The following is a 15,164-nucleotide window of genomic DNA, read 5'->3' as shown; positions in this document are numbered from 1 at the left end:
CGTCAGTCGTTGTCCCAGTCGCGACGCGGGCCGCTGGCCGCGTCCTGCTCCTCCGGCGTCTGGCGGCTCGACACGAACAGCGACAGGGCCGCGGTGACGGCGAGCGTCGCGATGATGACCACGAGCGAGAGCCAGATCGGCACGTCCGGGGCCCACGAGATGTGCTCGCCACCGTTGATGAACGACAGCTCGTTCTCGTGCATCGCGTGGAGGATCAGCTTGACGCCGATGAACGCGAGCAGGAACGCCAGGCCGTAGGAGAGGTAGATCAGGCGCTGCAGCAGGCCGCCGATGAGGAAGTAGAGCTGGCGCAGGCCCATCAGCGCGAAGATGTTGGCCGTGAGCACCAGGTAGGGCTCCTTGGTGATGCCGAAGATCGCGGGGATCGAGTCGAGCGCGAACAGGAGGTCGGTCGTGCCGAGCGTGATGATCACGATGAACATCGGCGTGATCATCTTCTTGGCGCCGTCACCGGCGACCAGCAGCTTCTTGCCGTGCCACTCCGACGTGGCCGGGAAGCGTCGCTCGACGAATGCGACGAGCTTGTTCTCCTCGAACTCCTCGTCCTCGTCCTCCGCGCCCTCCTTGGCGAGCTTGATCGCGGTGTAGACCAGGAACAGGCCGAAGAGGTAGAAGACCCAGCTGAAGTTGTTGATCGCGGCCGCGCCGACACCGATGAAGATCGCGCGCATGACCAGCGCCATCACGATGCCGATCATCAGGGCGTACTGCTGGAGCTCCTTGGGCACGGCGAACTTCGCCATGATGATGATGAAGATGAAGAGGTTGTCGATCGACAGCGAGTACTCGACCAGCCAGCCGGAGAAGAACTCCAGCCCGTGCTGGTGGTCCCACGTCAGCCACACGCCTGCGCCGAAGATGATGGCCAGGCCGACGTAGATCGAGAGGTAGGTCGCGCACTCCTTCATGCTCGGCTCGTGCGGGCGGCGGCCCACGACGACGAGGTCGAAGGTGAAGATGACGATGGTGACGGCGAAGGTCGCGATCCAGACCCAGAGGGGGACGTCCACGCTGTTTGCTCCTAGGGGTGAAGGTGAGTGCCGGTGTCCGCGCACGGCACGGCCACCGGAGGTCTCTTCCGCTCACCTGGATGGGCGAACCGGTGACACCGGGGGCCGCTCGCGCGACACCGTGATGACGGCACCACCGTCAGGGGAATACTCCCCTCCAGCGGATCCATCCTTCCACGCCCGGTGGGGCGTGGTCGACTCGCGGTCTCAGCGTCCGCCGAATGGGACGCCGAGCTCGGCCAGCCTGGCCTCGCCGCCGTCGACGGCGGTGAGCACCCACGCGCCCCGCGGCGTGACGGTGAACGTGTGCTCGAAGTGCGCGGCGTAGGACCCGTCGACCGTCGCCACGGTCCACTCGTCCTCGAGCAGGTCGGTGTGCTTGCTGCCGAGGGTGACCATCGGCTCGACGGCCAGCGCGAGGCCCTCGACGATCGAGGCGCCGCGGCCCTTGCGGCCGTAGTTGGGCACGTTGGGAGCCATGTGCATCTCGGTGCCGATGCCGTGACCGGTGTAGTCCTCGAGGATGCCGTAGCGGCCCTGCGCGCGGACGTGGGTCTCGATGGCGTGGCTGATGTCGGTCACCCGGCCGCCGAGGCGGGCGGCCGCCATGCCGCGCCAGAGCGACTCCTCGGTGACCTCGAGGAGTCGACGTACGTCGTCGGGCACCTCGCCGACGGGCACGGTGATCGCGGCGTCGCCGTGCCACCCCTGCACGATGGCCCCGCAGTCGATCGAGATGACGTCCCCCTCGGCCAGCACGCGCGGGCCGGGGATGCCGTGCACCACCTCGTCGTTGACCGAGGCGCAGATGGTCGCCGGGAACGGCGGCTGGCTGTAGCCCTTGAACGACGGGATGCCGCCGTGGTCGCGGATGTTGGTCTCCGCGAGGGTGTCGAGCTCGAGCGTGGTGACCCCGGGACGCACGGCGTCGCGCAGCAGCTCGAGGGTCTCCCCCACGAGCCGCCCGGCGACCCGCATCAGGTCGATCTGGTCGGCCGACTTGATCTCGATCCCGCGGTCACGCAACGCCATGGTCGTCCTGCACCCGTCCTGCGTCCGGTGGGTCAGCTCTGCGGGACGACGTCGAGCGCGTCGAAGATCCGCTTGGTGACGTCGTCGACCTCGCCCATGCCGTCGACCTCGACGAGGATGCCCCGCTCGCGGTAGACCTCGATGAGCGGAGCGGTCTGCTCGGTGTAGACCTCCTGGCGGCGCCGGATGACGTCCTCGGTGTCGTCGGCGCGACCGTCGGTCTGGGCGCGCTGCAGCAACCGCTGGACGAGCTCCTCGGCGTCGACGGTCAGCACGACGACCGCATCGAGGCGGTGACCGGTGAACTCGATCATGCCGTCGAGCTCGGCCACCTGGGCGAGGGTGCGCGGGTAGCCGTCGAGGAGGAAGCCGGGCGCGGCGTCGTCCTCGTCGATGCGGTTGCGCACCATCTTGTTGGTGACCTCGTCGGGGACGTACTCACCGGAGTCCATGTAGCGCTGGGCCTCGACACCGAGCGGCGTGCCCGCAGACACGTTGGCCCGGAAGATGTCGCCCGTCGAGATGGCCGGCACGCCGAAGTGGTCGGCCACGAACTTCGCTTGCGTGCCCTTGCCCGCACCGGGCGGGCCCATGAAGATCAGTCTCATTTAGCGGAGGAATCCTTCGTAGTTGCGCTGCTGGAGCTGGCTCTCGATCTGCTTCACCGTGTCGAGCGCGACGCCGACCATGATGAGGATGGACGTGCCACCGAACGGGAAGTTCTGGTTGGCCTGGATCATCGCGAACGCGACGAGCGGGACCAACGAGATCAGGCCGAGGTAGAGAGCTCCAGGGAACGTGATGCGGGACAGGACGTAGGACAGGTAGTCCTCGGTCGGCTTGCCCGCCCGGATCCCGGGGATGAAGCCGCCGTACTTCTTCATGTTGTCCGCCACCTCGACAGGGTTGAAGGTGATCGAGACGTAGAAGTACGTGAAGAAGATGATCAGCAGGAAGTAGATCGCCATGTAGAGCGGGTGGTCGCCGCCCACCATGTAGCGGTTGATGAAGTCCAGCACGGGGTTCTTGCTGTCGGGGTTGAACTGCACCGCCATCGCCGGCAGGTAGAGCAGCGACGAGGCGAAGATGACCGGGATGATGCCGGCCTGGTTGACCTTGAGCGGGATGTAGGTGGAGTTGCCACCGAACATCTTGCGACCGACCATGCGGCGGGCGTACTGCACCGGGATGCGGCGCTGTGCCTGCTCGATGAAGATGACGCCGGCCACGAGGACGAGCCCGATCACCATCACGATGGCGAAGGTGACCCAGCCCTGCGAGGTCTTCACGCTCCACAGGGACGCCGGGAAGGTGGCGACGACCTGGGTGAAGATGAGGATCGACATGCCGTTGCCGATGCCGCGGTCGGTGATGAGCTCACCGAGCCACATGATGACCGCGGTGCCGGCGGTCATGGTGATGACCATGACGAGGAACGTCTGGGTGCCGTTGTCGTGCAGCAGGTCGCGGTTGCAGCCCTGCAGCAGCGCGCCGTTGCGCGCGAGCGCGACGATGCCGGTCGCCTGGAGGACGGCGAGGCCGAGCGTGAGGTAGCGGGTGTACTGGGTGATCTTCGTCTGGCCGGCCTGGCCCTCCTTCTTCAGCGCTTCGAGCCGTGGGATGACCACGACGAGCAGCTGCAGGATGATCGAGGCCGTGATGTAGGGCATGATCCCGAGCGCGAAGATGGTGAGCTGGAGCAGCGCACCGCCCGAGAAGAGGTTGATCAGGCTGTAGAGCCCGCCCTCCTCGAGCTGGTTGATGCAGGCCTGGACGTTGGCCACGTGGACGCCCGGGGTGGGCACCTGCGATCCGAGCCGGAAGATCGTGACGATCAGCAGGACGAACAGCAGCTTCTTCCGCAGGTCCGGAGTCCGGAAAGCGTTGGCGAACGCGCCTAGCACTGGTTCCTCTTTCGTAAGGGTGCCCGGCCAGGATCGGCGGGCGGACGAGAGACCTTCGACGCAGTACGCCGACAAGCCCGGGGAAGCCTAACAAGTGGCGGTCGAGAGCCCGCTTCCCCGCTAACGACGAAGGCCCGGCCGACAGTTCCCACTGTGCGGCCGGGCCTTCACCGAATGTGCGAGTGCGTGGCCTCAAGCCACGGTCGCGGAGCCGCCTGCGGCCTCGATCTTCTGCTTGGCCGAGGACGAGAACGCGTCGACGCTGACCTGGACGGCGACGGAGATGTCGCCCTGGCCCAGGACCTTGACGGGCTGGCCCTTGCGGACCGCGCCCTTCGCGACGAGGTCGGCCACGGTCACCGCGCCACCGTCGGGGAAGAGCTCCCCGAGGCGGTCGAGGTTGACGACCTGGAACTCCACGCGGAAGGGGTTCTTGAAGCCCTTCAGCTTGGGCAGGCGCATGTGGATCGGCATCTGGCCACCCTCGAACGCCACCGGAACCTGGTAGCGAGCCTTGGTGCCCTTCGTACCGCGACCGGCGGTCTTGCCCTTGGAGCCCTCACCGCGACCCACGCGGGTCTTGGCGGTCTTGGCGCCCGGAGCGGGACGCAAGTGGTGCAGCTTGAGCGTCATGTCACTCCACCTCCTCGAACGTCACCAGGTGACGGACAGTGTTGATCATGCCCCGGATCTCCGGGCGGTCTTCCTTCACGACGACGTCGCCGATCCGCTTGAGACCGAGCGAGCGGAGCGTCTCGCGCTGGTTGGCCTTGAGGCCGACCGTGCCGCGCTTCTGCTGGACCTTGAGCTGTGCCATTACGCCTGCACCCCCGCGGCCTCCGCCTGGCCCTCGGCGCGCGCCTTGAGCAGCGCGGCCGGGGTGACGTCCTCGACCCGCATGCCACGGCGAGCAGCCACGGCCTCGGGCTCCTCGAGCATGCGCAGGGCCTCGACCGTCGCGTGGACGATGTTGATCTGGTTCGACGAGCCGAGTGACTTGCTCAGCACGTCGTGGATGCCGGCGCACTCGAGGACCGCACGCACCGGGCCACCGGCGATGACGCCGGTACCGGGAGCGGCGGGACGCAGCAGGACGACGCCCGCGGCCTTCTCGCCCTGCACCGGGTGCGGGATGGTGCCCTGGATGCGGGGGACCTTGAAGAAGTGCTTCTTGGCCTCCTCGACACCCTTGGCGATCGCCGCGGGAACTTCCTTCGCCTTGCCGTAGCCGACGCCGACCAGACCTTCACCGTCGCCGACGATCACGAGGGCGGTGAAGCTGAAGCGACGACCACCCTTCACGACCTTGGCGACACGGTTGATCGCCACGACGCGCTCGATGTAGGCGGTCTTGTCCGCCTGGTTGCGACCGTTGTCGCGTCCGCGACGGTCACCACCCTGGCGCTCGCCACCGCGCTGTCCGCGCTGGGCTCCGCTCATGAGTCTTCTCCTCTTTCAGAATTCTTCGCGTGGGCGATCAGAACTGGAGGCCGCCCTCACGGGCGGCGTCGGCCAGGGCCGCGATGCGGCCGTGGTACTTGTTGCCGGCGCGGTCGAAGACGACGTCCTCGATACCGGCCGCCTTGGCACGCGACGCGACCAGCTCGCCGACCTTCTTGGCCTTGGCGGTCTTGTCGCCCTCGGTGCCACGGACGTCGGCCTCCATGGTGGAGGCGTAGGCCAGCGTGGCGCCCTGCAGGTCGTCGACGACCTGCACCGAGAGGTGCTTGGCCGACTTGGTGACCACCAGGCGCGGACGCTCGGCAGTGCCGTTGATCCGCTTGCGACCGCGCGCCTGACGGCGCAGACGGGCACGAACGCGGTTGGCGGTGTGCTTGTTGTTGCTCAGCGAGATCGCCATGTCACTTACCGGCCTTTCCGACCTTGCGGCGGATGTGCTCGCCGGCGTAGCGCACGCCCTTGCCCTTGTAGGGCTCGGGCTTGCGGAGCTTGCGGATCTTGGCCGCAACCTCTCCGACGAGCTGCTTGTCGATGCCGACGACACCGAGCTTGGTCGGGCCCTCGACGGTGAAGGTGATGCCCTCGGGGGCGTCGAAGATGATCGGGTGCGAGTAGCCGAGCTGGAACTCCAGCTGGGTCGGACCCTTGGGCAGGACGCGGTAACCCACGCCCACGATCTCGAGCTTCTTCTCGTAGCCCTCGGTGACGCCCACCACCATGTTGTTGATGAGCGTGCGGGTCAGGCCGTGCAGCGAGCGGCTGTTGCGCTCGTCGTCGGGGCGCTGAACCTCGAGGACACCGTCCTCGCCCTTGGCGACCGTGATCGGCGAGGCGATGGTGTGCGACAGGGTGCCCTTGGGGCCCTTGACGGTCACCAGCGAGTCGGCGATCGCGACGTCGACACCGGACGGGACCGCGATGGGGAGCTTGCCAATGCGCGACATGCTTCTCTCTCTTCCTGGTCTCAGTAGGTCCGGGTCACCAGACGTAGGCGAGGACTTCGCCGCCCACGCCCTTCTGGTTCGCCTGGCGGTCGGTCAACAGGCCCTGCGACGTCGAGATGATCGCGACGCCGAGGCCACCGAGGACCTTGGGCAGGTTGGTGTGCTTGGCGTAGACGCGCAGGCCGGGCTTGCTGATGCGGCGGACGCCGGCGATCGAGCGCTCCCGGTTGCGGCCGTACTTGAGCGTCACGGTCAGCGTCTTGCCGACGGCGGGCTCGCCCTCGGCGTCGACGTTGTCGGCGACGTCGTAGGAGGTGATGTACCCCTCCTGCTTGAGGATCTCCGCGAGGCCGGCCTTCATCTTGCTGTAAGGCATCGACACCACGTCGTGGTACGCCTGGTTGGCGTTGCGCAGACGCGTGAGCATGTCTGCGATCGGGTCAGTCATCGTCATGATGTGGTTCTTTCTCGTCGTGGTTTCCTCAGGCTCGCGGCCTGGGGACCTTCAACGGGTGTGAGGTGATTACCAGGAGGACTTGGTCACGCCGGGGAGCTCGCCGCGGTGGGCCATCTCGCGCAGGCAGATACGGCAGAGGCCGAACTTGCGGTAGACGGACTTCGGGCGGCCGCAGCGCTGGCAGCGGGTGTAGCCGCGGACAGCGAACTTCGGCTTGCGAGCGGCCTTGACCTTGAGGGAAGTCTTCGCCATGTCAGTTCTCCTTGAACGGGAAGCCGAGCTGCTTGAGCAGCGCACGGCCCTCGTCGTCGTTGGTGGCGGTGGTCACCACGGTGATGTCCATGCCGCGCGACCGGTCGATCCTGTCCTGGTTGATCTCGTGGAACATGACCTGCTCGGTGAGACCGAAGGTGTAGTTGCCACGGCCGTCGAACTGCTTGGGCGAGAGGCCGCGGAAGTCGCGGATGCGGGGCAGCGCCAGGGAGAGCAGGCGGTCCAGGAACTCCCACATGCGGTCGCCGCGCAGCGTGACGTGCGCACCGATCGGCATGCCCTCACGCAGCTTGAACTGCGCGATGGACTTGCGGGCCTTGGTCACGGCCGGCTTCTGGCCGGTGATCGCGGTGAGGTCGCGGATGGCGCCCTCGATCAGCTTGGAGTCGCGAGCAGCCTCGCCGACACCCATGTTGACCACGATCTTGGTCAGGCCGGGGACCTGCATGATGTTGGCGATCTCGAACTCGGAGCGCAGCGCGGGGATGATCTCCTCGCGGTAGCGCGCCTTGAGACGCGGGATCTCGGTGGTGGTCTCGGCCATCTCAGATCTCCTTGCCGGTCTTGCGGGACACGCGGACCGAGCGGGTGGCGCTGTAGGTCGACCCGTCGGGGCGACGCTTGGTGACCTCGTCGCGGCGGAAGCCGATGCGGGTGACGCCGTCACCCTCGACCAGCATCACGTTGGAGACGTGGATCGGCGCCTCACGCGTGATGATGCCGCCGGTGGTGTTGGTCTGCTGAACCGACTTGGTGTGGCGCTTGACGAGGTTGACGCCCTCGACGATCACGCGGTCCTCCTCGCGGAGGACCGAGATGACCTTGCCCTGGGCACCCTTGTCCTTGCCAGCGATCACCTTGACGGTGTCGCCCTTCTTGATGTTCATGTCCTTACCCATCTCTCACAGCACCTCGGGGGCGAGCGAGATGATCTTCATGAAGCGCTTCTCGCGCAGCTCGCGGCCGACGGGGCCGAAGATGCGCGTGCCACGGGGCTCGCCGTCGTTCTTGAGGATGACGGCGGCGTTCTCGTCGAAGCGGATGTAGGAACCGTCGGCGCGGCGACGCTCCTTGACGGTGCGCACGATGACGGCCTTGACGACGTCGCCCTTCTTGACGTTGCCACCGGGGATCGCGTCCTTGACGGTGGCGACGATGACGTCACCGATGCCGGCGTAGCGACGGCCAGAGCCACCGAGAACACGGATGCAGAGGATCTCCTTCGCACCGGTGTTGTCGGCGACCTTGAGTCGCGACTCCTGCTGGATCATTGATTTCTCCTGGTTGTCGAGCTGGTTCTCGCCCCCTCAGCGGGGAGCGAGCCTGGCCGAACTGATATGTGGAAACTTGTGCTCGAGGCCCGGCGGGGCCTGAGGTCACTTGGCCTTTTCGAGCACCTCGACGAGGCGCCAGCGCTTGGTGGCCGACAGCGGACGGGTCTCCATGATGAGGACCCGGTCGCCGATGCCGCACTGGTTGGTCTCGTCGTGGGCCTTCAGGCGCGACGTCTTGCGCAGGACCTTGCCGTAGAGCGCGTGCTTCACGCGGTCCTCGACAGCGACGACGATGGTCTTGTCCATCTTGTCGCTCACGACCAGGCCCTCGCGGACCTTGCGCTGGTTGCGCTCAACTACGTTCTCGCTCATGCCTTCGCCTCTTCGTTGGTGCCCGGCGCGGTGCGGATGCCGAGCTCGCGCTCGCGGACCACGGTGTAGATGCGGGCGATGTCCTTCTTGACCACGCGGAGCCGGCCGTGGCTGTCCAGCTGGCCGGTGGCCGCCTGGAAGCGGAGGTTGAACAGCTCCTCCTTGGCCTCGCGCAGCTTCGCCTCCAGCTCGGTGGCGTCGAGCTCGTCGAGCTCGTGGGCGTTCAGCTTGGTAGCCATCAGAATTCACCGGCCTCACGGGAGATGAACCGGCACTTCATGGGGAGCTTGTGCATCGCGCGGCGCATGGCCTCGCGGGCGACGGTCTCGTCCACGCCGGAGAGTTCGAACATGACGCGGCCGGGCTTGACGTTGGCAACCCACCACTCGGGGGAACCCTTGCCGGAACCCATGCGGGTCTCGGCCGGCTTCTTGGTCAGCGGACGGTCCGGGTAGATGTTGATCCAGACCTTGCCGCCACGCTTGATGTGGCGGGTCATGGCGATACGGGCCGACTCGATCTGTCGGTTGGTCACGTAGTGACCCTCGATCGCCTGGATGCCGAACTCACCGAAGGCGAGCGACGTGCCGCCCTTGGCAGCGCCGGTGCGCTTGGGGTGGTGCTGCTTGCGGTGCTTGACGCGACGGGGCATCAGCATGAGGTCAGGCCTCCGATCCGGCGTTGGGAGCGGCCTCGGCCGGAGCCTCGCTCGACTCGGCGCGAGGGGCGCGGTCGCCGCGCGAACCACGGCTCGGGCGCTCGCCGCCACGGGTGTTGGGACGACCGCCGCGACCGGGGGCACCGGCGCGGGCGGCCTGCTGGGCCTGGCGCTCGGCACGGGTGCCGGCGACCTCGCCCTTGTAGATCCAGACCTTCACGCCGATGCGGCCGAAGGTGGTCTTGGCCTCGTAGAAGCCGTAGTCGATGTCGGCGCGGAGCGTGTGCAGGGGCACGCGGCCCTCGCGGTAGAACTCCGTGCGCGACATCTCGGCGCCGTTGAGACGACCCGAGCACTGGATCCGGATGCCCTTGGCACCGGAGCGCATCGAGGTCTGCATGGCCTTGCGCATGGCGCGACGGAACTGCACGCGACCTGCGAGCTGCTCGGCGACTCCCTGGGCGACCAGCTGAGCGTCGATCTCGGGCTGCTTGACCTCGAGGATGTTGAGCTGGACCTGCTTGCCGGTCAGCTTCTCGAGCTCGCCGCGGATGCGGTCGGCCTCGGCGCCACGGCGACCGATGACGATGCCGGGACGCGCGGTGTGGATGTCCACACGGACGCGGTCACGCGTGCGCTCGATCTCGACCTTGGAGATGCCGGCCCGCTCCATGCCCTTGGAGAGCAGCTTGCGGATGGCGACGTCCTCGCCGACGTACGACTTGTAGAGCTTGTCGGCGTACCAACGGCTCTTGTGGTCGGTCGAGATGCCCAGGCGGAAGCCGTTCGGGTTGATCTTCTGGCCCATCAGGCACCCTTTCCGTTCTTCGTGGTGAGCGCGTCGGCCGGCTGCACCGCGAGGGTGATGTGGCTGGTGCGCTTGTTGATGCGGGTGGCACGGCCCTGGGCACGCGGACGCCAACGCTTCATCGTCGGGCCCTCGTCGACCATCGCGACGGAGAGGACCAGGTCGGCCCGGTTGAGGCCCTCGGTCGTCTCGGCGTTGGCGACGGCGCTCTCCAGCACCTTGTAGACGGTCTCGGAGGCGGCCTGCGGCGCGAACTGCAGCAGGGTGAGGGCCTCGTCGACCGGGAGCCCGCGGACCATGTCGACGACACGGCGGGCCTTCATCGGGGTGATCCGCACGTAGCGTGCGCTGGCGAACGCGCCCGGCTGGTCGCCGAGCAGCGACTCGCGGCGCGCACTGGTGCGGCTGCGCTCGGTGGTGCTCATCGACGGCGTCCCTTCCGGTCTTCCTTGACGTGTCCGCGGTAGGTGCGGGTGGGGGCGAACTCCCCGAGCTTGTGGCCGACCATGGAGTCGGTCACGAAGACCGGGACGTGCTTGCGACCGTCGTGCACGGCGATGGTGTGACCGATCATGTCGGGCACGATCATCGACCGGCGCGACCAGGTCTTGATGACGTTGTGGCTGCCCTTCTCGTTCTCGGCGTCCACCTTCTTCTGAAGGTGGTCGTCGACGAAGGGGCCCTTCTTCAGGCTGCGAGGCATGTCGGTTACTTCCTACCCTTGCCGGACTTGCGACGACGGATGATCTGGGAGTCGGACGCCTTGCGCTTGCGCGTACGGCCTTCCTTCTGGCCCCAGGGCGAGACGGGGTGGCGACCACCGGACGTCTTGCCCTCACCACCACCGTGCGGGTGGTCGACCGGGTTCATGACGACACCGCGGACGGTCGGGCGGACGCCCTTCCACCGCATGCGGCCGGCCTTGCCCCAGTTGATGTTGGACTGCTCGGCGTTGCCGACCTCGCCGATGGTCGCGCGGCAGCGCACGTCGACGAAGCGCATCTCGCCCGAGGGCATGCGGAGCGTCGCGCGGCTTCCCTCGCGGGCCACGAGCTGGGCGGAGTTGCCGGCCGAGCGGGCGATCTTGGCGCCGCCGCCCGGACGGAGCTCCACGCAGTGGATCGTGGTGCCGACGGGGATGTTGCGCAGCGGCAGGTTGTTGCCGGGCTTGATGTCGGCGTTCGGGCCGGACTCGACCGGCGTGCCCTGCTCGAGGCCCTTGGGGGCGACGATGTAGCGCTTCTCGCCGTCGGCGTAGTGCAGCAGCGCGATGCGGGCGGTGCGGTTGGGGTCGTACTCGATGTGAGCGACCTTGGCCGGCACGCCGTCCTTGTCGTAGCGACGGAAGTCGATGATGCGGTAGGCACGCTTGTGGCCACCACCCTTGTGGCGGGTGGTGATGCGTCCCTGGTTGTTGCGGCCACCGTTCTTGGGCAGCGGGCGCGTCAGCGACTTCTCCGGCGTGGTCCGGGTGATCTCGACGAAGTCGGCCACGGACGAGCCACGACGGCCCGGGGTGGTCGGCTTGTACTTGCGGATTGCCATGTCAGTTCCTAGTCAGGAGCCCGGTCAGGAGACCGGACCTCCGAAGATGTCGATGCGGTGACCCTCGGCGAGGCTGACGATCGCGCGCTTGGTGTTCGGACGCTTGCCCAGGCCGTAGCGGGTGCGGCGCGTCTTGCCCTGGCGGTTGATCGTGTTGACCGAGGTGACCTTGACGTCGAAGACCTTCTCGACCGCGATCTTGATCTCGGTCTTGTTGGCGTCCGGGCGGACGATGAAGGTGTACTTGTTCGCGTCGAGCAGGCCGTAGCTCTTCTCCGACACGACCGGCGCGATCAGGATGTCGCGGTGGTCCTTGTGCAGGGTGCTCACTTGTCGTCCTCCTTCGCACCACCGGCGCGCGTGAAGCCAGCGGCCTCGGCGTCCTCGGCGCTCTTGAACCAGAACTCCGCCTCGGTGGCGTCGTACCACTGGCCGTCGGGCTCGTGGTAGAGACCGGAGTCGGCGTTGCCCTTGACCTCGTAGCCCTTGGGGGCCTTGCCGCTCTTGAGCGGGGCCTTGGCACCCTGGGGCAGGGCGGGCGCCTCGTCGGCGGCGGCCTCGTCGGCAGCCGGGACGTCGGCGAACGCCTTGACCTCGGCCGGGGCCTCGGTGGTCGCGGCGGGCTTCTCGGCCTTGGTGGCCGGGGCAGCAGCGGTGCCGGCGCTCGTGCCGTTCACGAAGGCGTCGTAGGCGCCCTGCGTGAAGACCACGTCGTCGGAGGCGATGACGTCGTAGGTGTTGAGCTGGTCGACGGCGACGATGTGGACCTCGGGCGCGTTGCGCAGCGAGAGCCAGGTGATCGCGTCGGAGCGCTCGAGCACCACGAGGTAGCCCACGCGGTCGCTCAGCGACGTCAGCGTGGCGAGGGCGGCCTTGGTGGAGGGCTTGTCGCCCGACACCAGGGACTCGACCACGTGCACGCGGTCGTTGCGCGCCCGGTCGGACAGGGCACCGCGCAGGGCGGCGGCCTTCATCTTCTTCGGCGTGCGCTGGTCGTAGTCGCGCGGCTTGGGGCCGTGCACGATGCCACCACCGGCGAACTGCGGCGCGCGGGTCGAGCCCTGGCGGGCACGACCGGTGCCCTTCTGCTTGTAGGGCTTCTTGCCACCGCCGCGGACCTCGCCGCGACGCTTGGTCGAGTGCGTGCCCTGGCGGGCCGCGGCCTGCTGGGCCACGACGACCTGGTGGATCAGGGGGATGTTGACCTCGACGTCGAAGATCTCGGCGGGGAGGTCGACCTTGACGGTCTTGACAGCCATGCTCAGGCCTCCTGCGTCTTCTTGGCGGCCGAGCGGAGGACCACGAGACCGTTCTTGGGGCCGGGAACGGCGCCCTTGATCAGGATCAGGCCCTTGTCGGCGTCGACGGCGTGCACCGTCAGGTTCTGGGTGGTGACCGTGTCGTTGCCCATGCGGCCCGACATGCGGGTGCCCTTGAACACGCGACCCGGCGTGGCGCAGGCACCGATGGAGCCCGGCTTGCGGTGGTTGCGGTGGGCACCGTGCGAGGCGGAGACACCGGAGAAGCCGTGACGCTTCATGGTTCCGGCGAAGCCCTTGCCCTTGCTGGTGCCGGTCACGTCGATCTCCTCGCCGGCGGCGAAGGTCTCCACGGTGATCTCCTGGCCCACGGTGTAGGTCGCGGCGTCGGCCGTGCGGATCTCCGCGACGTGGCGACGCGGCGTGACACCGGCCTTGGAGAAGTGACCCGCCTCGGGCGAGTTGACCTTACGGGCCTCGATCTCGCCGAAGCCGACCTGGATGGCGTTGTAGCCGTCCACCTCGGGCTGGCGGACCTGGGTGACCACGTTGGTGCTCGCGGCGATCACGGTCACGGGGACGACCTTGTTGTTCTCGTCCCAGAGCTGGGTCATGCCGAGCTTGGTGCCCAGCAGCCCCTTCACGTTGCGTTCGAAAGTCATCTCAGCAGCCTCAGAGCTTGATCTCGATGTCGACACCGGCAGGCAGGTCGAGACGCATCAGCGAGTCGACGGTCTTCGGCGTCGGGTCGATGATGTCGATGAGGCGCTTGTGGGTGCGCATCTCGAAGTGCTCGCGGGAGTCCTTGTACTTGTGGGGCGAGCGGATGACGCAGTACACGTTCTTCTCGGTCGGCAGCGGCACAGGGCCGGCGACCTTCGCACCCGTGCGGGTGACGGTGTCCACGATCTTCCGCGCCGAGGTGTCGATCACCTCGTGGTCATAGGCCTTGAGCCTGATGCGGATCTTCTGTCCCGCCATAGGTCCCTGTCCTCTTCGATCTCGTACGCCTGGTCTGTTTCGGCGCTCAGCCCCCGTTGGGCGAGCACCGCCTGTCTCTCCGCCATCCTCCGACCCCCGCGGTCGGGCGTGTCGCGCTTGCTACTCGTGACACGCCTCCATCTGGGGAGGCGGTGAAGCTCTGGATGGCACCCGCCGGTCGGCGGATCTGGTCGGGTCTCCGATCACCGGAATGATCTGGTGCGGCGCACGCAGACGACTGGCTCGATCAAGGAGACGCGATTCAGAAGTCAAGGTGTGCCGTCCCCGGCGACCCGCCGGAGCAACCGGAACATCTTGACAGACTCCGCACGTCCACGCCAAATCGGAATGTCCGCGGGCGACCTCAGCCCTCGGCGAGCGCCAGCAGACGCCTGCCGATGGCCGTCACCCGGTGGTCGACGGGGTCGACGAGGAGGTCCCAGCCGTGGCCGTCGCTGCCCGGGAGGAAGCGTACGCCCGCCGTGCGCGCGAGCGCGCCCGCGTCGCGGAAGGCCGCCCGGCCGTCGCTCGGCGCCATCACGACCAACCCGGCCGCAGGGAGGTCGCCCGCCAGGGAGACCAGCTCGACCCCCTCCCACGACGACGGACCCGAGATGTCCGCCCAGGCGTCGACGTCCGCGCCGGCGGCGACCGCCATCACCGTGAGCGAACCGCCCATCGAGGTGCCGAGGAGGACGACGCGGCGAGCACCGAGGTCCTCGCGGGCGAGCCGGACGGCCGCGGACACCTCCTCGAGCGGGTCGGCGTCCTGCTCGGGGGTGCAGACCGACTCGCCGTAGCCGCAGGGGTTGACGAGCAGCGAGGTCAGTCCCGCGTCCTGCGCGAACGTCGCCCACCGTCCCCAGCCGCACATCCCGTTGATCTGCGGCAGCAGCACGGCCACGGTCGTGGCGTCGGCCGGACCGATGCGGGCGGCCTCGATCCCAGCCCCCGCCGCACCGGTGAGGGTGATCGCCTCGAGGTCGGCGTCGTCGGGCATCGCCGAGCCGCAGCGCTCGCGCAACGCGTCCGTCGGGTCCGCCGTCGCACCGGTGCTCGCACCGGACGGGGCGGGCTCGTCCGTCCCACCCGTGGAGCCCGAGCACCCGGTCACGAGCAGCGCGGTCGCGCAGAGCACCGCTCCCGCGCGCGTGACTCGTCCCAT

The 15,164-nt window shown here is 67.8% G+C and carries 26 protein-coding genes; all 26 read right to left on the bottom strand.

The features are described from left to right. Positions 1-2 precede the first annotated feature (2 nt). The 26 genes from BLV76_RS11665 to BLV76_RS11540 all read right to left on the bottom strand — a co-directional run bounded on the left by BLV76_RS11665 (position 3) and on the right by BLV76_RS11540 (position 15,164). On the bottom strand, positions 3-1,031 hold the full coding sequence (locus BLV76_RS11665; protein ID WP_090969280.1) for a TerC family protein: 1,029 nt from the start codon (positions 1,029-1,031) through the stop codon (positions 3-5). Positions 1,032-1,238: 207 nt separating this feature from the next. Further along, positions 1,239-2,063 carry a type I methionyl aminopeptidase gene (gene map, locus BLV76_RS11660; protein ID WP_090969279.1) on the bottom strand — a complete coding sequence of 275 codons (825 nt, stop codon included), beginning with the start codon at positions 2,061-2,063 and terminating at the stop codon, positions 1,239-1,241. Positions 2,064-2,095: 32 nt separating this feature from the next. After that, positions 2,096-2,671 carry an adenylate kinase gene (locus BLV76_RS11655; RefSeq protein ID WP_090969278.1) on the bottom strand — a complete coding sequence of 192 codons (576 nt, stop codon included), beginning with the start codon at positions 2,669-2,671 and terminating at the stop codon, positions 2,096-2,098. Beyond that, entirely contained in the window at positions 2,672-3,967 is a 1,296-nt protein-coding gene (gene secY, locus BLV76_RS11650; protein ID WP_090969277.1) for a preprotein translocase subunit SecY, read from the bottom strand. 192 nt (positions 3,968-4,159) lie between these two features. Further along, complete coding sequence (rplO, locus tag BLV76_RS11645; protein ID WP_090969276.1) at positions 4,160-4,600, bottom strand: 50S ribosomal protein L15; 441 nt, start codon at positions 4,598-4,600, stop codon at positions 4,160-4,162. 1 nt (position 4,601) lies between these two features. Continuing rightward, entirely contained in the window at positions 4,602-4,784 is a 183-nt protein-coding gene (rpmD, locus tag BLV76_RS11640) for a 50S ribosomal protein L30 (protein WP_090969275.1), read from the bottom strand. Further along, positions 4,784-5,407 (bottom strand): 30S ribosomal protein S5, encoded by a 624-nt coding sequence (gene rpsE, locus BLV76_RS11635; protein WP_090969274.1) that lies wholly within the window; start codon positions 5,405-5,407, stop codon positions 4,784-4,786. The genes rpmD and rpsE overlap by 1 nt, the downstream gene beginning before the upstream one ends. Positions 5,408-5,444: 37 nt before the next feature. Beyond that, a complete protein-coding gene (gene rplR / locus BLV76_RS11630) occupies positions 5,445-5,828 on the bottom strand; it encodes a 50S ribosomal protein L18 (protein ID WP_090969273.1) in 384 nt (127 codons plus the stop codon). 1 nt (position 5,829) lies between these two features. Next, positions 5,830-6,372, bottom strand: coding sequence for a 50S ribosomal protein L6 (gene rplF / locus BLV76_RS11625; protein ID WP_090969272.1), 543 nt, complete (start codon positions 6,370-6,372; stop codon positions 5,830-5,832). A gap of 34 nt (positions 6,373-6,406) precedes the next feature. Further along, positions 6,407-6,826 (bottom strand): 30S ribosomal protein S8, encoded by a 420-nt coding sequence (rpsH, locus tag BLV76_RS11620; RefSeq protein WP_090969271.1) that lies wholly within the window; start codon positions 6,824-6,826, stop codon positions 6,407-6,409. A 69-nt stretch (positions 6,827-6,895) separates the two neighbouring features. Beyond that, positions 6,896-7,081: a type Z 30S ribosomal protein S14 gene (locus BLV76_RS11615; RefSeq protein ID WP_056599702.1), complete on the bottom strand. Its 186-nt coding sequence runs from the start codon at positions 7,079-7,081 to the stop codon at positions 6,896-6,898. 1 nt (position 7,082) lies between these two features. Then, positions 7,083-7,646, bottom strand: coding sequence for a 50S ribosomal protein L5 (gene rplE, locus BLV76_RS11610; protein WP_090969270.1), 564 nt, complete (start codon positions 7,644-7,646; stop codon positions 7,083-7,085). Between the two features lies 1 nt (position 7,647). After that, positions 7,648-7,989 (bottom strand): 50S ribosomal protein L24, encoded by a 342-nt coding sequence (rplX, locus tag BLV76_RS11605; protein WP_139306554.1) that lies wholly within the window; start codon positions 7,987-7,989, stop codon positions 7,648-7,650. Positions 7,990-8,004: 15 nt separating this feature from the next. Next, on the bottom strand, positions 8,005-8,373 hold the full coding sequence (gene rplN, locus BLV76_RS11600; RefSeq protein ID WP_056887123.1) for a 50S ribosomal protein L14: 369 nt from the start codon (positions 8,371-8,373) through the stop codon (positions 8,005-8,007). 105 nt (positions 8,374-8,478) lie between these two features. After that, positions 8,479-8,748, bottom strand: a complete 270-nt coding sequence (gene rpsQ, locus BLV76_RS11595; RefSeq protein ID WP_090969268.1) for a 30S ribosomal protein S17 — start codon at positions 8,746-8,748, stop codon at positions 8,479-8,481. Further along, positions 8,745-8,987, bottom strand: a complete 243-nt coding sequence (rpmC, locus tag BLV76_RS11590; RefSeq protein WP_090969267.1) for a 50S ribosomal protein L29 — start codon at positions 8,985-8,987, stop codon at positions 8,745-8,747. Before rpmC ends, rpsQ begins: the two co-directional genes overlap by 4 nt. Continuing rightward, positions 8,987-9,406, bottom strand: coding sequence for a 50S ribosomal protein L16 (gene rplP / locus BLV76_RS11585; protein WP_090969266.1), 420 nt, complete (start codon positions 9,404-9,406; stop codon positions 8,987-8,989). Before rplP ends, rpmC begins: the two co-directional genes overlap by 1 nt. A 4-nt stretch (positions 9,407-9,410) precedes the next feature. After that, positions 9,411-10,214: a 30S ribosomal protein S3 gene (gene rpsC, locus BLV76_RS11580; RefSeq protein WP_090969265.1), complete on the bottom strand. Its 804-nt coding sequence runs from the start codon at positions 10,212-10,214 to the stop codon at positions 9,411-9,413. After that, positions 10,214-10,639, bottom strand: coding sequence for a 50S ribosomal protein L22 (rplV, locus tag BLV76_RS11575; protein WP_090969264.1), 426 nt, complete (start codon positions 10,637-10,639; stop codon positions 10,214-10,216). The genes rpsC and rplV overlap by 1 nt, the downstream gene beginning before the upstream one ends. After that, positions 10,636-10,917, bottom strand: coding sequence for a 30S ribosomal protein S19 (gene rpsS / locus BLV76_RS11570; RefSeq protein WP_090969263.1), 282 nt, complete (start codon positions 10,915-10,917; stop codon positions 10,636-10,638). The genes rplV and rpsS overlap by 4 nt, the downstream gene beginning before the upstream one ends. A 5-nt stretch (positions 10,918-10,922) precedes the next feature. Next, positions 10,923-11,759, bottom strand: coding sequence for a 50S ribosomal protein L2 (gene rplB, locus BLV76_RS11565; protein WP_090969262.1), 837 nt, complete (start codon positions 11,757-11,759; stop codon positions 10,923-10,925). 24 nt (positions 11,760-11,783) lie between these two features. Further along, positions 11,784-12,089 (bottom strand): 50S ribosomal protein L23, encoded by a 306-nt coding sequence (gene rplW, locus BLV76_RS11560; RefSeq protein WP_090969261.1) that lies wholly within the window; start codon positions 12,087-12,089, stop codon positions 11,784-11,786. Then, positions 12,086-13,018 carry a 50S ribosomal protein L4, sunset domain variant gene (gene rplD / locus BLV76_RS11555; protein WP_090969260.1) on the bottom strand — a complete coding sequence of 311 codons (933 nt, stop codon included), beginning with the start codon at positions 13,016-13,018 and terminating at the stop codon, positions 12,086-12,088. Before rplD ends, rplW begins: the two co-directional genes overlap by 4 nt. A 2-nt stretch (positions 13,019-13,020) precedes the next feature. Continuing rightward, positions 13,021-13,680 carry a 50S ribosomal protein L3 gene (gene rplC / locus BLV76_RS11550; protein ID WP_090969259.1) on the bottom strand — a complete coding sequence of 220 codons (660 nt, stop codon included), beginning with the start codon at positions 13,678-13,680 and terminating at the stop codon, positions 13,021-13,023. 10 nt (positions 13,681-13,690) lie between these two features. Continuing rightward, complete coding sequence (gene rpsJ, locus BLV76_RS11545) at positions 13,691-13,999, bottom strand: 30S ribosomal protein S10 (RefSeq protein WP_008360994.1); 309 nt, start codon at positions 13,997-13,999, stop codon at positions 13,691-13,693. Positions 14,000-14,363: 364 nt separating this feature from the next. Further along, positions 14,364-15,164: an alpha/beta hydrolase family protein gene (locus tag BLV76_RS11540; protein WP_139306553.1), complete on the bottom strand. Its 801-nt coding sequence runs from the start codon at positions 15,162-15,164 to the stop codon at positions 14,364-14,366.

The organism is Nocardioides exalbidus, from assembly GCF_900105585.1.
Lineage (GTDB): Bacteria > Actinomycetota > Actinomycetes > Propionibacteriales > Nocardioidaceae > Nocardioides > Nocardioides exalbidus.
Note: the sequence above shows the minus strand (reverse complement) of the source record. Positions and strands in the feature narration are given on the sequence as shown.

What these genes read in the sequence shown, in the direction of transcription:
- rplB (WP_090969262.1), bottom strand. Translation starts at nt 11,759, where the DNA reads ATGGCAATCCGCAAGTACAAGCCGACCACCCCGGGCCGTCGTGGCTCG.
- rpmD (WP_090969275.1), bottom strand. Translation starts at nt 4,784, where the DNA reads ATGGCACAGCTCAAGGTCCAGCAGAAGCGCGGCACGGTCGGCCTCAAG.
- rpsH (WP_090969271.1), bottom strand. Translation starts at nt 6,826, where the DNA reads ATGACGATGACTGACCCGATCGCAGACATGCTCACGCGTCTGCGCAAC.
- rpsJ (WP_008360994.1), bottom strand. Translation starts at nt 13,999, where the DNA reads ATGGCGGGACAGAAGATCCGCATCAGGCTCAAGGCCTATGACCACGAG.
- rpmC (WP_090969267.1), bottom strand. Translation starts at nt 8,987, where the DNA reads ATGGCTACCAAGCTGAACGCCCACGAGCTCGACGAGCTCGACGCCACC.
- rplX (WP_139306554.1), bottom strand. Translation starts at nt 7,989, where the DNA reads ATGAACATCAAGAAGGGCGACACCGTCAAGGTGATCGCTGGCAAGGAC.
- rpsS (WP_090969263.1), bottom strand. Translation starts at nt 10,917, where the DNA reads ATGCCTCGCAGCCTGAAGAAGGGCCCCTTCGTCGACGACCACCTTCAG.
- map (WP_090969279.1), bottom strand. Translation starts at nt 2,063, where the DNA reads ATGGCGTTGCGTGACCGCGGGATCGAGATCAAGTCGGCCGACCAGATC.
- rplN (WP_056887123.1), bottom strand. Translation starts at nt 8,373, where the DNA reads ATGATCCAGCAGGAGTCGCGACTCAAGGTCGCCGACAACACCGGTGCG.
- BLV76_RS11615 (WP_056599702.1), bottom strand. Translation starts at nt 7,081, where the DNA reads ATGGCGAAGACTTCCCTCAAGGTCAAGGCCGCTCGCAAGCCGAAGTTC.
- rplO (WP_090969276.1), bottom strand. Translation starts at nt 4,600, where the DNA reads ATGACGCTCAAGCTGCACCACTTGCGTCCCGCTCCGGGCGCCAAGACC.
- rplC (WP_090969259.1), bottom strand. Translation starts at nt 13,680, where the DNA reads ATGACTTTCGAACGCAACGTGAAGGGGCTGCTGGGCACCAAGCTCGGC.
- rplF (WP_090969272.1), bottom strand. Translation starts at nt 6,372, where the DNA reads ATGTCGCGCATTGGCAAGCTCCCCATCGCGGTCCCGTCCGGTGTCGAC.
- rplE (WP_090969270.1), bottom strand. Translation starts at nt 7,646, where the DNA reads ATGGCCGAGACCACCACCGAGATCCCGCGTCTCAAGGCGCGCTACCGC.
- rpsC (WP_090969265.1), bottom strand. Translation starts at nt 10,214, where the DNA reads ATGGGCCAGAAGATCAACCCGAACGGCTTCCGCCTGGGCATCTCGACC.
- rpsQ (WP_090969268.1), bottom strand. Translation starts at nt 8,748, where the DNA reads ATGAGCGAGAACGTAGTTGAGCGCAACCAGCGCAAGGTCCGCGAGGGC.
- BLV76_RS11540 (WP_139306553.1), bottom strand. Translation starts at nt 15,164, where the DNA reads ATGGGACGAGTCACGCGCGCGGGAGCGGTGCTCTGCGCGACCGCGCTG.
- rpsE (WP_090969274.1), bottom strand. Translation starts at nt 5,407, where the DNA reads ATGAGCGGAGCCCAGCGCGGACAGCGCGGTGGCGAGCGCCAGGGTGGT.
- BLV76_RS11655 (WP_090969278.1), bottom strand. Translation starts at nt 2,671, where the DNA reads ATGAGACTGATCTTCATGGGCCCGCCCGGTGCGGGCAAGGGCACGCAA.
- rplP (WP_090969266.1), bottom strand. Translation starts at nt 9,406, where the DNA reads ATGCTGATGCCCCGTCGCGTCAAGCACCGCAAGCAGCACCACCCCAAG.
- rplV (WP_090969264.1), bottom strand. Translation starts at nt 10,639, where the DNA reads ATGAGCACCACCGAGCGCAGCCGCACCAGTGCGCGCCGCGAGTCGCTG.
- rplD (WP_090969260.1), bottom strand. Translation starts at nt 13,018, where the DNA reads ATGGCTGTCAAGACCGTCAAGGTCGACCTCCCCGCCGAGATCTTCGAC.
- rplR (WP_090969273.1), bottom strand. Translation starts at nt 5,828, where the DNA reads ATGGCGATCTCGCTGAGCAACAACAAGCACACCGCCAACCGCGTTCGT.